The organism is Antrihabitans spumae (genome assembly GCF_043944905.1).
In the GTDB taxonomy this organism is placed as follows: Bacteria; Actinomycetota; Actinomycetes; order Mycobacteriales; family Mycobacteriaceae; genus Antrihabitans; species Antrihabitans spumae.
Genome location: NZ_JBIMSN010000120.1, coordinates 23,857 through 37,837, shown reverse-complemented (window position 1 = coordinate 37,837; position 13,981 = coordinate 23,857). Strand labels below are relative to the sequence as shown.

Annotated in this window: 14 protein-coding genes; 9 read left to right on the top strand and 5 right to left on the bottom strand. The window is 62.2% G+C overall.

Annotated elements, in window-relative coordinates; all coding sequences use genetic code 11:
• Nucleotides 1–44 precede the first annotated feature (44 nt).
• Both ACHIRB_RS24605 and ACHIRB_RS24600 read right to left on the bottom strand, forming a co-directional pair.
• On the bottom strand, nucleotides 45–1,271 hold the full coding sequence (locus tag ACHIRB_RS24605) for a S1C family serine protease (RefSeq protein ID WP_395125284.1): 1,227 nt from the start codon (nucleotides 1,269–1,271) through the stop codon (nucleotides 45–47).
• Nucleotides 1,272–1,355: 84 nt separating this feature from the next.
• Nucleotides 1,356–1,796, bottom strand: a complete 441-nt coding sequence (locus ACHIRB_RS24600) for an STAS domain-containing protein (RefSeq protein WP_199704428.1) — start codon at nucleotides 1,794–1,796, stop codon at nucleotides 1,356–1,358.
• 388 nt (nucleotides 1,797–2,184) lie between these two features.
• Between ACHIRB_RS24600 and ACHIRB_RS24595 the strand changes: the two genes are divergently transcribed.
• The 8 genes from ACHIRB_RS24595 (at nucleotide 2,185) to ACHIRB_RS24560 (ending at nucleotide 8,815) form a co-directional block, all read left to right on the top strand.
• On the top strand, nucleotides 2,185–2,622 hold the full coding sequence (locus tag ACHIRB_RS24595; RefSeq protein WP_395112718.1) for an ATP-binding protein: 438 nt from the start codon (nucleotides 2,185–2,187) through the stop codon (nucleotides 2,620–2,622).
• Complete coding sequence (locus ACHIRB_RS24590) at nucleotides 2,619–3,407, top strand: SigB/SigF/SigG family RNA polymerase sigma factor (RefSeq protein WP_199704426.1); 789 nt, start codon at nucleotides 2,619–2,621, stop codon at nucleotides 3,405–3,407. Before ACHIRB_RS24595 ends, ACHIRB_RS24590 begins: the two co-directional genes overlap by 4 nt.
• A gap of 63 nt (nucleotides 3,408–3,470) precedes the next feature.
• Nucleotides 3,471–4,226: a GAF and ANTAR domain-containing protein gene (locus ACHIRB_RS24585; RefSeq protein WP_395125285.1), complete on the top strand. Its 756-nt coding sequence runs from the start codon at nucleotides 3,471–3,473 to the stop codon at nucleotides 4,224–4,226.
• Nucleotides 4,227–4,263: 37 nt separating this feature from the next.
• Nucleotides 4,264–4,911 (top strand): TetR/AcrR family transcriptional regulator, encoded by a 648-nt coding sequence (locus ACHIRB_RS24580; RefSeq protein ID WP_395125286.1) that lies wholly within the window; start codon nucleotides 4,264–4,266, stop codon nucleotides 4,909–4,911.
• Nucleotides 4,912–5,030: 119 nt separating this feature from the next.
• On the top strand, nucleotides 5,031–6,437 hold the full coding sequence (locus tag ACHIRB_RS24575) for a lipase family protein (protein ID WP_395125287.1): 1,407 nt from the start codon (nucleotides 5,031–5,033) through the stop codon (nucleotides 6,435–6,437).
• Nucleotides 6,438–6,611: 174 nt separating this feature from the next.
• Nucleotides 6,612–7,379, top strand: a complete 768-nt coding sequence (locus ACHIRB_RS24570) for an amino acid ABC transporter substrate-binding protein (RefSeq protein WP_395112725.1) — start codon at nucleotides 6,612–6,614, stop codon at nucleotides 7,377–7,379.
• 15 nt (nucleotides 7,380–7,394) lie between these two features.
• Entirely contained in the window at nucleotides 7,395–8,063 is a 669-nt protein-coding gene (locus ACHIRB_RS24565) for an amino acid ABC transporter permease (protein ID WP_395112714.1), read from the top strand.
• Complete coding sequence (locus ACHIRB_RS24560; RefSeq protein ID WP_395125288.1) at nucleotides 8,060–8,815, top strand: amino acid ABC transporter ATP-binding protein; 756 nt, start codon at nucleotides 8,060–8,062, stop codon at nucleotides 8,813–8,815. Before ACHIRB_RS24565 ends, ACHIRB_RS24560 begins: the two co-directional genes overlap by 4 nt.
• Before the next feature lie 82 nt (nucleotides 8,816–8,897).
• On the opposite strand, the gene ACHIRB_RS24555 is transcribed toward ACHIRB_RS24560, so the two are convergent.
• Nucleotides 8,898–9,938 carry an NAD(P)-dependent alcohol dehydrogenase gene (locus ACHIRB_RS24555; RefSeq protein WP_395125289.1) on the bottom strand — a complete coding sequence of 347 codons (1,041 nt, stop codon included), beginning with the start codon at nucleotides 9,936–9,938 and terminating at the stop codon, nucleotides 8,898–8,900.
• Between the two features lie 102 nt (nucleotides 9,939–10,040).
• On the opposite strand from ACHIRB_RS24555, the gene ACHIRB_RS24550 reads away from it, so the two are divergent.
• Entirely contained in the window at nucleotides 10,041–10,550 is a 510-nt protein-coding gene (locus ACHIRB_RS24550; RefSeq protein WP_395125290.1) for a limonene-1,2-epoxide hydrolase family protein, read from the top strand.
• A 51-nt stretch (nucleotides 10,551–10,601) separates the two neighbouring features.
• Here the strand turns inward: ACHIRB_RS24550 and metE are convergent, their stop codons facing one another.
• Both metE and ACHIRB_RS24540 read right to left on the bottom strand, forming a co-directional pair.
• Nucleotides 10,602–12,899, bottom strand: coding sequence for a 5-methyltetrahydropteroyltriglutamate--homocysteine S-methyltransferase (gene metE / locus ACHIRB_RS24545; RefSeq protein ID WP_395125291.1), 2,298 nt, complete (start codon nucleotides 12,897–12,899; stop codon nucleotides 10,602–10,604).
• Nucleotides 12,900–12,989: 90 nt separating this feature from the next.
• Nucleotides 12,990–13,880 (bottom strand): 3-hydroxybutyryl-CoA dehydrogenase, encoded by an 891-nt coding sequence (locus ACHIRB_RS24540; RefSeq protein ID WP_199704419.1) that lies wholly within the window; start codon nucleotides 13,878–13,880, stop codon nucleotides 12,990–12,992.
• Between the last annotated feature and the right edge of the window lie 101 nt (nucleotides 13,881–13,981).

Genomic DNA, 13,981 nt, shown 5'->3' with positions numbered 1-13,981 from the left:
CCGTCGATTACCCGGGCCGGATCGCGCCAAACCTGCCCCGCGAGTCAGTTGGGCGGACCATCGGCAAGGACGACATCGACCTTGCGCGTACTTCCTGTTTCGTCGGTGATGTCGAGCCGGATCACAACCCCTGGCAGGCGCGCGGAGATGGCTTCTCGCAAGGTTTTCGACGACTCGACGGGTATTCCGTCGATGGCCGAGATCAGATCTCCTCTGACCAGACCGGCTTCGTAGGCAGGCGATCCGTACATCGCGATCTCGATACGTGCACCTACAACGGGTGTGCCGTCGGGACGGGTCTCGTCGACGGTGGTCACGAGGACACCGAGTGTCGCGGTCGGTCCGATGTGTACCTCGTCGGAGCGCCGACCCGAGTTGATCTGCTCGACGACGTCGAGCACCTGATTGATCGGGATCGCATAGCCCATCGTCGGAAGGGGCGGATCGGGATCGGGCTCGGTCGGCGCGGGCACGACAGCGGGCGGCTCCGCGGGCAGTTCTGCGTCGGTGTCGGAATCTGCTGGAATCGTTGCGGCGGTGACCATTCCGATGACAGCCCCGGTGGTGTCGGCGAGCGCTCCGCCGGATTGTCCCGGCGCCACCGCGGCTTCGACCTCGATGAGGTCGGTCAAATATTCGCGGGAGAAATCCGATTCGTTGCGTGCAACGATCGTGGCGTCGAGTGCTGTCGTCTTGCCCGGCGAGGTGGTCGGCATTCCGCCGCGACCACCTGCATTGCCCATAGCGACGATTTCGTCGCCGACCGCGACGTCGTCGGAGTTGCCGAGCCGCGCGCCGCGCAGATCGGCGGCATTCTGCAGTTGCAGCAGCGCGATGTCGTGTGTGCTGTCGTAGCCGAGTGTCGTTGCGTCGTAGATCAGTCCGGTCGTCACGTCGGTGACAGAAATATCCACCGCGCCCTTGATGACATGGTGGCTCGTCAGTACTTGACCGTCGCCGGTGAGAACGATTCCGCTTCCTGCGCCCTGCAATTCGAGCGGACCGACGCTGACCGTGATGTTGACCAGTGACGGATTGACCGTGCCTGCAACAGCATCGACGTCCAATGGTGGAAGCGGTGCCCGGGTCGATGTCTGAACCGCTTGGGCCGACGTGTGCGGCCGCGTCGTCTTGCCGGGCCAGTCGATCTCCCAGAAATCTGCGACGATTCCGAACCCGAGCAAGGCTGCCACCAACGCAAAGACGGTGACAGTTTTCGCGATGTAATGGCGTGGTTCAGCGCGATTGTGCTCGTGCCCCGACTCGTCCATCGCGTGCCCCAATCGATCCAGCTACACGATATGCGATGGGCTGGATCGATTGGTTCTTCGGCGCTACTCTGCCGGCAATCGCGACTAGCCCGCGATCGCCCGCAAGGAGCACAGGGCACTGTCGAGTGAGTCGAATGCGCGGTAGCGCGTGCTCAGATCCGCTGCCCGCAGGAGTCGGTTCACTGCACGGCCGCCGACGAGCGCCCAGCCTGCCGCTCCGTCTCGTGCGTCGAGATCGGCAAGCACCGCCAAGCCGTCCGTGCCGATGAAATCGAGCTCCGACAAGTCCAGAACGAGCTTGCGGTTCCCTGCGATCTGGCTCCGAACATGCTCGCGCAAGGCGGGCATCGTGCTCAGGTCGACGTCGCCACGGACGTAGACGATCACCAAACTGGAACTGATTCGCTCGGAACGAAATTCGATGCCGTCCACGGCGGGACGTGGTGCGCGAGCACGCGCAGTCGGAGCGATCGAGGCGATAGCGGATTGAACGCTGATTCGTTGTTGGACAACAATATTCGGCATACTGGTGTCGCTAGGCAAGATTGTCATAGCCCTCCCATTCGTTGTGATGGTGAGGGGAAGCTGCACGACCGAAAGGTCAGATGCCGCGAAGGAGCTCGTAAGCCGACTCGAAAGTTATGTGGCCTCCCCGAGCGGCTGTGTGCTCAACCTGCTTCTCGAACGGTACGCGACGTAACGGCAACCAGCAAGGGAGTCACCCCTTACCTACGCAGCTCCGATGGTTCGAATCCAGCAGGGCGGGTAGCTATCTATCGAGCCGTTGATGGTCTCCTACATACGCAGTTCGACGCGGTTGCTGTGCGACTGAGTACCCTCGTCGAATAGCCGAGAGAGGTTGGAGTTCGATGCCAATACTGCAGCACATTTCGAACGCACGGTCGGAGGTCTCGTGCCCAACATAGAGGCAGTGGATCGCAATGCCGCTACGTCGCGTTCGGTGGTCGAGCTTCGCGTCCGAGCGGCGGCGACGCAATTGTCGATCATTCGTGCGGTTGCGGCAGCCATAGCAGGCCAGGAGGATTTCGATCTCGATTCGATCGCCGACGTTCGCCTCGCCATCGACGAAGCGTGCAGCCACCTCATTCTTCGCGCTGTCGACGGCGCGTCGTTGGTCTGCCGGTTCCAACCGTCGGAGACGGACTTGAACGTCTCGATCAGTGCACCGACCTCACCAGGCGAAGCCCCGAGTCAGCGTTCGTTCGGCTGGCACGTGCTGAATGCCTTGACCGACTCCATCGAACTGACGCGCGATGTCGATCCCGACGATCCAACCGGCGAGATCACCGTTCTCACATTCACAAAGAACAAGCAGGGCAGCGACGCGTGACGCCTCGCGGTAACGCGGGCCGCACTCCCCGCAAGGGGGACGACTACGAAGACGTGGCCGGCGCATTCGAAGAGATCGAAAAGCTCGACGAGAACGATCCGCAGCGGCAGAAGCTGCGCGACGAACTCGTCGTTCGCTGCCTACCCCTCGCCGAGCACATCGCTCGCCGTTTCGACGGCCGCGGCGAAGCGCACGACGACCTGGTCCAGGTCGCGCGGCTCGGCCTTGTCAACGCCGTCAAGCGATTCGACGTGACCCGAGGGTCCGACTTCGTCTCGTTCGCGGTGCCGACGATCATGGGTGAGGTGCGGCGTCATTTCCGTGACACCGGATGGGCAGTACGGGTACCTCGCCGCATGAAGGAACTCCATCTGTCGCTGAGCAAGGCGACAAGTGATCTCGCGCAGCGACTCGGCCGAACACCGACGGTCAAAGAGCTGTCTGCCGAACTCGACCTCGATCCGGAGGAAGTCGCACAGGGACTCGTTGCGGGCAATGCGTATCAAACCGTCTCCGTCGACAGCACGGTCGGAAATCGATCGGACGAGCTGCCACTGCTGGAGACGATCGGCGACTTCGACGCGGCGTTGGAGAACGTCGAGAATCACGAAGCTTTGCGTCCACTTCTGGAGGCACTACCCGAACGCGAGCGTATGGTGCTGCTCTACAGGTTTTTCGGCAACATGACTCAATCGCAGATTGCCGATAAACTCGGCATATCGCAAATGCATGTGTCGCGGCTACTGTCGCGTACGCTCGCGCAGTTGCGTGAAGGACTCGAGTAGCGACGAGTACGATGCAGAAACGATGCACCTACGCATCCGGTGCTGGGCAGTTGGAGCGAAGCGATGTCGGATTCGGTGATAGAGAAGTTGGTCGGACCTGCGGATCGGCAGTCCACGGACGACGATCTTGGTCCTTGTGATCCGGAGATTCAACTCAGCGGGATCCTCGCTGAACTCGCGCGCAAATTTCATCGCGAGCACGACGACTTCGATTCCGTTCTGAGCGAGGTTTGCGAATCCGCACGGACTGCGATCCCCGGGTCCGAGCACGCAGGCATCACGCTGATCACCGAAAACGGCAAGCTCGACTCCCGTGGCGCAACCGGCGAGCTTCCCGCACTCATCGACAAGATGCAGGAAGAGCTACGGCGCGGTCCCTGCATCGATGCAGCACACGACGAACAGGTCGTACTCGTCACCGACATGTCGAAAGAGGAGCGGTGGGGCGGGTTCAGTGAAACCGCCGCGTCCGCCGGAGTCGGAAGCATGCTGAGCTTCCAGCTGTGGGTCGAAAAAGAGCACATCGGGGCGCTCAACATGTATTCCAGCAAGACCGACGCGTTCGACGACGGTTCGGCGGACATCGGACTCCCCCTCGCGACGCACGCATCGGTCGCGATTGCGGCTGCGCGTCGCGAGCAGCAGTTGCGCGACGCACTGGACAGCCGAGACGTGATCGGACAGGCGAAAGGCATGCTGATGCAGCGCTATTCGATCGATTCCGAACAAGCCTTCGATCTGCTTGTCCGACTGTCGCAACAATCCAACACGAAGGCACGCGACATCGCGGAGAGCATCACCAAGCGCGGCCTCGACTGACCCGCTCCACCTCTTGCGACGCGACTACACTTCAGATGTGACACTGCCGGACACCGAACGAAGTTATGGCGGTCGGTCGGTCACCGATCGGCGCGCGGAGCGGCGTGCTCGCTTCATCGACGGTGCCGTGACCGTGTTCTCCGACAAGGGCTACGCGAAGAGTTCGATCACCGACATCTGCGCGAGTGTCGAACTGTCCCGCCGCCAGTTCTACGAGGAGTTCGGCAGTCGTGAAGACCTTCTGATCGCCGTGTACGACAAGATCCAGGACGACGCGCGGGCGGCGTTGGTTGCAGCACTCGAGGGGTCGACGTCGACGGACCCGAGCGAACTGGCAACCGCTGTGATGACGGCCTACGTGGAGTCAGTCGGTGGCGATGCGCGCCGAGCGAAGATCGCCTTCGTCGAGATAGTCGGCGTCAGCGAACGCGTCGAGCAGCATCGGTTCGAGCGCCGCACCAACTGGATCCAGTTGTACGAGGCCGCAACCCACGCATTGTTCGGCGGTATCGAGAATCCACCACGCGGGGGTTCTGCAATGTCGGCAATCGCATTCATCGGGGCAGTCAACGGTCTCGTTCATCAGTGGACGATCGTCGAACCGAAAGCACCCATAGCCGATTTGGTCGAAGTGTTGAGCAGGGTGCTGCTCGGCCTTGTGAAGGGACCCGATCCGGTCGCCTGACACGATGTCCACTCGCGGTGGTTCGGTCGATTTTGCGATTCACGTCACACTCCCCTATCGTCTCTGCCTACAGAGTGAGACGTACTCGTCTCACCTAAGGATTTTCACGAGGGAGCAACATGGCTGGATCATCGTCGATCACCCGTCGCGCACTGACGCTCGCCGTCGGGATCGCAATCGCCAGCCACATCGCTGTCAGTGCGCCGGCCAGTGCCGAACCGTCAATCCCGGTGCAGCCAGCCCTCCCCTTTCCGCACTTCCCACTGCCACCCGAACTCGATCCGGGCTTCTACGAACCGCCCGCCGACGTCGTGGCGTCGAAGGCGCCGGGCGAGCTCATCGCAGCCCGCCAGGTCACCCTCGCGAACCTCTCCCTCATCCCCGTGAACGTGGACGCGTGGCAATTGTCATTCCGCTCCAACAACACTCGGGGCGAGGCGATCCCGTCCGTCGCGACTGTCATCAAGCCACGTGGCAACGGCACAGGCCCCCGCAATCTGCTGTCCTTTCAGCCTGCAGAAGACTCGCTCGGTCACTACTGCACCGCCTCCTACGCCCTGCAGCAGGGATCGATACCCGGCCTGATCACGGGCCAGCAGGTCCTCGCCGCCCAATTCCTCGAGATACAGGCCGCGGTTGCGCAGGGTTGGGCGGTCGTCGTGCCCGACCATCAGGGACCCGATTCCGCGTACGCCGCAGGTCCACTTGCCGGCCGGATCACCCTCGACGGAATACGCGCAGCCGAAAACTTCGATCTGCTCGGCCTTGCCGGTCGCGACACGCAGGTCGCTATGCTCGGCTACTCGGGCGGCGCCATCGCGACAGGCCATGCAGCCGAACTGCACGAGTCCTACGCACCGGAACTGAACATCGTCGGAGCCGCCGAAGGTGGCATCCCCGCCGACATCACCGCAATGCTCAACCTCGCCAACAACAACGCCGCGTCGGGTCTGATCATGGGCGGCATGATCGGCGTCAGCCGTGAATATCCGGAGCTTGCCGCGCTGATGAACGCCAAGCTCAACCCACTCGGCAAAGCACTCGTCGCCGCGAAGAACCCGTTGTGCGTCACCTACCAGGCTGCACTGATTCCGTTCGGCAACCTGAAGGGGATGTTCGAAACACCCGGCGATCCGCTCGACGACCCGATCGCGAAGAGCGTTCTAGACAAGATCAAGATGGGCAAGTCCGTCCCGCAGTTCCCGATGTACATGTATCAGGCGAACCCCGACTGGATCGTCCCGGTCGGACCCGTGAACACCCTCGTCGACACTTACTGCCAAGACCCGAATGCCAAGGTGCAGTACACCCGCGACCACTTCAGCGAACACCTCACCCTCGAGATCGCGGCCGTGCCGAGTGCGATGCTGTGGATTCGCGACCGCTTCGCCGGAGTTCCCGTCGCCACCGGATGTACAACGACGGACGTCGGGTCGATGGCATTGGACGAACGCACCTGGCCGGTGTGGCAGTCGGTCGTCGGAGACCTGGTCGCAGGATTGTTCGGCGAGCCGATCGGCAGCTGACCGCGTCTACGCAGCCTGCTGGCACTGAATCCCACCGCAGGTGGACCGGACTGGTTAGGGTCGGAGCAACTGTTGCACGCACGCTGATCGCAAGCCTGCTGCAGTTGCAACGACCTGACCTATGGTTGCGTCTCGACGTGTGCCAGCCCCGAAGGAGTTCCTGTGCGCCGCAAAATGATCGCCATCGCGTTCGCTGCCATTGCCGCGGTGAGTTTCACCGGCTGCGGTAGTGACTCCGACGGTCCTGTGATCGACAAGGTCAAAGAGGACGGGGTGCTCAAAGTCGGCACGGAGGGCACGTATCCGCCCTTCAGCTTCCAGGAGAACGGCGAGCTCGCCGGCTACGACATCGAGGTCATCGAGGCTGTCGGTGAGAAGCTCGGCGTGCGCGTCGAGTTCGTCCAGATTCCGTGGGACTCGATCTTCGCCGGCCTCGAATCGAAGCGTTTCGACCTCGTTGCCAATCAGGTCACCCTCAACGACGACCGCAAGGGCAAGTACGACCTCTCCGAGCCGTACACGGTGTCCGAAGGTGTCATCGTCACCCGCGCCGACAACAACGACATCACGACGCTCGCAGACCTGCAGGGCAAGACCACCGCGCAGTCCGCGACGAGCAACTGGGCGAAGGTAGCCACCGACGCAGGCGCGAAAGTCGAGTCGGTCGAAGGCTTCGTGCAGGCGATCCAATTGCTCAAGGACGGACGTGTCGACGCGACGGTCAACGACAACCTCGCCGTCGCCGACTACCAGAAGCAGAAGAACGATTCCGACATCAAGATCGCGGGCACAACCGACGACACCAGCCTGCAGGTGTTCGCTGCTCGCAAGGACAGCGGTTTGATCGCCGACGTGAACAAGGCGCTCGACGAACTGCGGACCGACGGAACGCTTGCGAAGATCTCCGACAAGTATTTCGGCCAGGACGTCAGCCAGCAGTAGCCGGCGACCACACACATGGATGCCAACACCCGTGAGCTGATCTGGAACAACCTCGGGCCGATGTTAGAGGCCACCGTCACCAAGACGATTCCGCTGACGATCATCAGCTTTGCACTCGGTCTTGTGATCGCGCTGTTCGTCGCGCTCGCGCGGATATCGAAAATCCTGCCGCTATCGGCAGCGGCGCGGTTCTACATCTCGATCATTCGCGGCACACCGTTGCTCGTGCAGTTGTTCATCGTGTTCTACGCATTGCCGCAGTTCGATATCGTCATCGATCCGTTTCCCGCCGCCGTCATCGCATTCAGCCTCAACGTCGGTGGTTATGCGGCAGAAGTGATTCGGGCGGCGATTCTCAGTATCCCGAAGGGACAGTGGGAGGCGGCACAGACGATCGGCATGCGTTATCCGACGACGCTGCGTCGGATCGTTCTGCCGCAGGCCGCCCGGACCGCGGTCCCACCGCTGTCGAACACGCTCATCTCACTGGTGAAGGACACCTCGCTCGCCTCGACCGTCCTGGTAACGGAGTTGCTGCGAGTTGCTCAGCTGGCGGCGGCGCCTACATTCGACTTCTTCGCCCTTTACGGCGTCGCTGCGGTGTACTACTGGGTTATCTGCTTGGTGCTCTCGTTCGCTCAGGGCAAGCTCGAAACTCGACTGGACAGGTACGTGGCGAAATGACCGAACCGTTGCTCGAAGTCGCCGGAATCCGTAAGGCGTTCGGCGATCACGAGGTATTGAAGGACATCTCGTTCACCGCCGCGTCCGGTTCGGTTACCGTCGTCATCGGTCCGTCCGGATCCGGCAAGACGACGGTCCTGCGGGCGCTCAATGCGCTCGATCAGGCCGATGCAGGCGTCATCACGATCGCCGACGTTTCCGTCGACTTCGGCAAGAAGGTCGAGCGCGCGCAGCTGGCCCGATTCCGTGCCCAGAGCGGAATGGTGTTCCAGAGTCACAATCTCTTCCCACACAAGACGGTGCTGCAGAACGTCATCGAGGGTCCCGTCATCGTCCAGAAACGGTCGAAAGCGGAGGCGAAGTCCGACGCCCTCGAACTGCTGGAGAGTGTCGGGCTCGGCGCCAAGGCCGATCAGTATCCGTACCAACTGTCGGGCGGACAGCAACAACGCGTCGGCATCGCTCGTGCGCTTGCGATGAAACCGAAACTGATGCTGTTCGACGAGCCCACGTCGGCGCTCGATCCGGAACTGGTCGGCGAGGTGCTCCGCGTGATCAAAGACCTTGCGAGCCAAGGCTGGACGATGGTGATCGTCACCCACGAGATCCGCTTCGCTCAGCAGGTAGCCGATCAGGTGCTGTTCATCGAAGGCGGTCTCGTCGTCGAGTCCGGTCCCCCGAGCAAGGTCCTCGTCGACCCGACACAAGCAAGGACCCGCCAGTTCCTCCAGCGGATCCTCGATCCTGTGTAGCTAGACGTCGTTCAGCCCGGAGCGAATGCGACATCCGTCCCGCAGAGGGGTACGAATGTCACATCGGCTCCGGGTCACGTCGCTACATGGTTGCCGCGTCGATGACGAAGCGATAGCGCACGTTGCTGGCGAGGACCCGCTCGTACGCCTCGTCGATCTTGTCCGCGGCGATCACTTCGATCTCCGCACCGATGCCGTGCTCGGCACAGAAGTCGAGCATCTCCTGTGTCTGTGCGATGCCGCCGACCATCGAGCCCGCGAGACTGCGCCGATTGGCGGCGAGGAACGACGCGCGTACCTCGATCGGATTCTCGGGTAGACCGAGTTCGACGAGCGTTCCGTTCACTGCGAGCAGGCGCAGGTAAGAGTCGATGTTCAAGTTCACGGACACGGTGTTCAGAATCAGATCGAACCGGTTCTTCAACTCCTTGAACGTGTTTCGATCACTCGTCGCGTAGTAGTGATGCGCGCCTAGACGTTTGCCGTCTTCCTCTTTGCTCAGCGACTGGCTCAGCACGGTCACCTCGGCGCCGAGGGCGTTGGCGATCTTCACACCGACGTGGCCGAGCCCGCCCATGCCGATGATCGCGACCTGCTTGCCGGGGCCTGCGCCCCAATGCTTGAGCGGTGAGTAGAGCGTGATGCCGGCGCACAGCAGCGGCGCTGCGACATCGAGCTCGAGTCCGTCCGGTATCGACAGCACAAAACTTTCCGTGACGACGACGTGGGTCGAGTAACCGCCCAACGTGCGCGAGCCGTCCGGCAACGGCGAATTATAGGTTGCAACAACACCTTTCATGCAGTACTGCTCTTCGTCTGCAACACACGAATCGCAGACGCCGCACGAATCGACGAAGCAGCCGACGCCAACTCGGTCACCGGGCTTGAATTTGGTGACCTCCGACCCGACATCGGACACGAGGCCGACGATCTCGTGGCCTGGAACGCACGGATACTGCGTGCCCTTCCATTCGTTGCGGGCCGTGTGAATGTCGGAGTGACAGATTCCGGCGAACTTGATATCGATCGCTACGTCGGTGGGACCGAGTTCGCGGCGATCGATCGTCACCTTCTCGAACGTGGCGTCGGCGGCTGAAACGGAATATGCGGCGGCGGTGACCATGCATACATCACTACCCCTGCATCCCCGCTGCTGGCAATTCGGAGCGTGGCTCACGACATATGTTCGAGCGTGCGGCAACCGGGTTAAGGTATTTGCGGTGCAGTGTCGCCAAGCGACATCGCTGCGGAACGGGAGTGCCACATGGAAGACGGTCAGGGCTCGAAACTCGATCCACACATCCGCATGGGTGAGACGCTCGAAGTCGAAGTGGTACGGGCATTCCTACGTTCGGTGCAGGCCCTCGACCCTGACGCCGCCGCGGGACTGCTGTCCGAGAACTTCGTAATGTCCCAGTCCGGACTACCGTCCGTTCGCGGACGCGCCGCCTTCCGCCACGTATTCGGTTTGGCAGCAAGCCTGCTGAGCAGTTTCGATCTGGTTGGCCTCGAGATCGCGGGCAACGGCGAGGTCGTCCTCACCGCTCGTCGCGAGTTCGTCAAGGTGGGTCCCCTGGAAATGGTTATCTGGGCATTCGGCCGCTTCGAAGTGCAGAGCGGCGAGATCGTCCGGATGCACGACTACTTCGACTTCGGCAATCTAGCTTTCGCCGGGCTACGTGGACTCGCGGGAATCGTCGTTCCGCCGCTGCGACCCAGCCGAAAAAAGCCGTAGGCCGCTACGCGGCTCGTGAGTCTTTTCGGAGGGCGGGACCACCAAAAGGACTCACGAGCGGCTTCGCCGCCTCAGGCGCCTGGCCGCAGCGACGAGGTTGCGCAGCGACGGATCGAGCTGCCAGTGGTGCCTCGTCTTCAAACCGCCGTCAGGGTTCGCCCACAACCGATCGATGTCGACCGCATCGGATGCTTTCGTGAGCAACTCGTCGAGTTCGTCGATGTCGGGGATGCGCGCCGACCTGCTCTCGTACACACCTGGACCGACGCCCCGTGTCAGACCTGCACCTTCGGACACGTCACCCTGCAGCGCTTCGAGCACCCACTCGATCGAACGCGTCGCAACGATCGCCGTCACGTCGGCATCGAGTTCTTCGATGGCGTCGACGACGATCTGCAGACCTGAGTACCCGATGTGGGTGTGGATCTGAGTCTCGGGGCGCACGCCGGAGGTCGCGAGGCGGAACGCAGCTACCGACCACCGCAGGTATTCCGCGCGGCCCTTTTCCCGTAGGGGCAGCAATTCGCGAATTGCGGGTTCGTCGACCTGGATGATGCCGATGCCGGTCTTTTCCAGATCGACGACCTCGTCGCGGATCGCAAGAGCGACCTGATCGGCCGTCTCGTACAGCGGTTGGTCCTGGCGGACGAACGAGCGAGCGAGCATCGTGACCGGACCCGTGACGATGCCTTTGACCGGCCTGTCCGTCAGCGACTGCGCGTAGGTCGACCACTCGACGCTCATCGGTGCAGGCCGAGACACGTCGCCGTAGAGGATCGGCGGGCGCACACAGCGCGAACCGTAGACCTGCACCCAACCGTTGTGCGTGAACGAAAAGCCTTCCAGCAGTTCGGCGAAGTACTGAATCATGTCGTTGCGCTCGTGCTCGCCGTGCACCAGAACGTCGAGGCCGATGTCTTCCTGCAGACGTATCGTGGCTTCGATTTCGGCTTGGACGCGCTTGCGGTACTCGTCCCACTCGAGGCGGCCCTGACCGAGTTCGTAGCGCGCTTGTTTGATCTGGTCGCTATGCGGAAACGAACCCAACGTCGTTGCGGGAACCACGGGCAGCTTCAACTTCTCCTGCTGCGCGACCTTGCGGACCTCGTACGGCTCACGCTGCCGCATCTCGTCGGTGACCGCATAGACGCGCTGGCGGACGGCGTGCTTCTGCTTGAAATGCACCGAGGTCGGTCGCTTACGCCACTTGTCCGACGGACCGTCCGTGAGCGCCTTGGCAAGGGAGACGACTTCGGTGGTCTTCTGCTTTGCGAACGCGAGACGGTCGGCGACGTTGCCGTCGATCTCGTACTCGACGAGCACGTCGTACGGCACGTGCAACAACGTGCAGCCGGTCGAAACGACCAGATCGGGGCAGACCTTCGCAAGCTCGTTCAGGTAGGTCAGGGTGACGAAACGGTCTGCGCGCCAGACGTTTCGGCCGCTGATCACGCCCGCATACAGCCGCTTGCGCTTGATCCCAGGGATCGCGGCGAGGTCGTCGGGCTTGACTCGGTAGGACGCGAGATCGAGGCCGATCGCCTCGACCTTAGACGCGGCGAGAATGGTGAGCGCTTCCCCGAAGTCGCCGTAGGGTCCCGTGACGAGCATGCGCGGCCGCAGCCCGGACGTCGACAACCGTTGGTAGGTCTTTTCGAACGCGGCAAGTTCCTCCGGCGTCCGGTCGCTGGTGAAGGACGGCTCGTCGAGTTGCACACAGGTCGCGTTACGTCTGGCGAGTTCGGTGAAAAGCGCCTCGTACTGCGGCAGCAGTGTGTCGAGCAGGCTCAGTGTCGTGAACTCGGGATCCGTTTCGCACGGAGCAATCTTGGAGAGCAGCAGCAGCGAGACCGGGCCGAGCACAACCGGTCGCAGTTCGATGCCGCGGGCGCGGGCGCGATCGAGTTCGTCGAGCAAAGCTTCTGCGTGCAGCGAGAATTCGGTCGTCGCATCGAGTTCCGGCTGACGGTAGTGGTAGTTCGTGCCGAAATATTTCACCAGCTCCAGCGGCGGATAGTCCGGCCCGCCGCGAGCCATGGTGAAGTAGAAGTCCAGCGGATCCATCGAATCCTGGAACGGCTTGTATCGGGTCGGCACGGCACCGAACAGCAACGCGTTGTCGAGGACGTGATCGTAGAAGGAAAAGGTATTACCGGGGACCTGGGTGATGCCGGTGGCGGCGAGCTCGCTGATCGCGGACTCTTGCAGATCACGGCCGACGGTCAGCAGTTCCTCGCGACTTACGCTGCCGTGCCAGTAGCCCTCGAGCGCTCGTTTGAGTTCTCGATGTGGACCGATTCGCGGATATCCGAGAACGCTGGACCCGTAACCGTCCCCGCTGCTGGCCATGGAAATGTCGACCTTTCTCCGAAAACGCGAAACGCAGGTGAGCGCACCTGTGACCCTATCGGCCGCCGTGCGCTCACCTGCGTCAAGTGTCTATTTCGCGACGCGGCCGTTCTTGTCCGTGTACTGGTAGAAACCAGCACCCGACTTCTTGCCGACCAGCCCTGCTTCGACCATACGCATGAGCAGGGGAGGCGCCGAGTACAGCGGCTCCTTGAACTCTTCGTACATCGAGTCTGCGATCGACTTGACCGTATCGAGCCCAACCAGGTCGGTCAGCGCGAGCGGACCCATCGGGTGTGCGAGACCGAGAACGGTCGCCTTGTCGATGTCTTCCTTCGTCGCGAACCCGGATTCGACCATCCGAATTGCCGAAAGCAGGTACGGGACGAGCAAGGCGTTGACGACGAAACCGGAGCGGTCCGCGGACCGGACGACCTGCTTGCCGAGGACGTCGCTGGCGAAGGCCTCCGCGCGCTGCGCAACTTCGGTGCTCGTCTTCAGCGTCGTGACGAGTTCGACCAACGGCAGCACGGGAACGGGGTTGAAGAAATGCAGCCCGAGAACGCGCTCGGGGTTCTTCGTTGCGATGCCGATCTTCATGATCGGGATGGAGGACGTGTTCGACGCCAACACAGCGTTGGGGTCGGTGACCACTTCGTCGAGTTCGCGGAAGATCGCAGTCTTGATCTTCTCGTCCTCGAGGACGGCTTCGACCACGAGCTGGCGGTCGGCGAAGTCGGCGAGGTCGGAGGTGAAGCGAAGTCGCCATGCGGCTTGCTCACGCTCACGCTCGGTGATCTTGCCGCTGCTCACGCCGCGATCGAGCGAACGCAGGATGCGCGAACGCCCGGCTGCAGCGAGCTCACGGGTCTGCTCGAACACCAGCACGTCGATGTGTGCGCGTGCACAAACCTCGGCAATGCCGGCGCCCATCTGTCCGGCACCGATAACACCGACCCGCTGAATTTTTTCGGTGGACATGGGGATAACTCCTCAACTTGCCGGTGCTTGGTGACGAAAATGCTGCTTCGGTGACAACAGATTTGGCGAGCACATGGGTAACTCGCCGGGTACGACTGAAA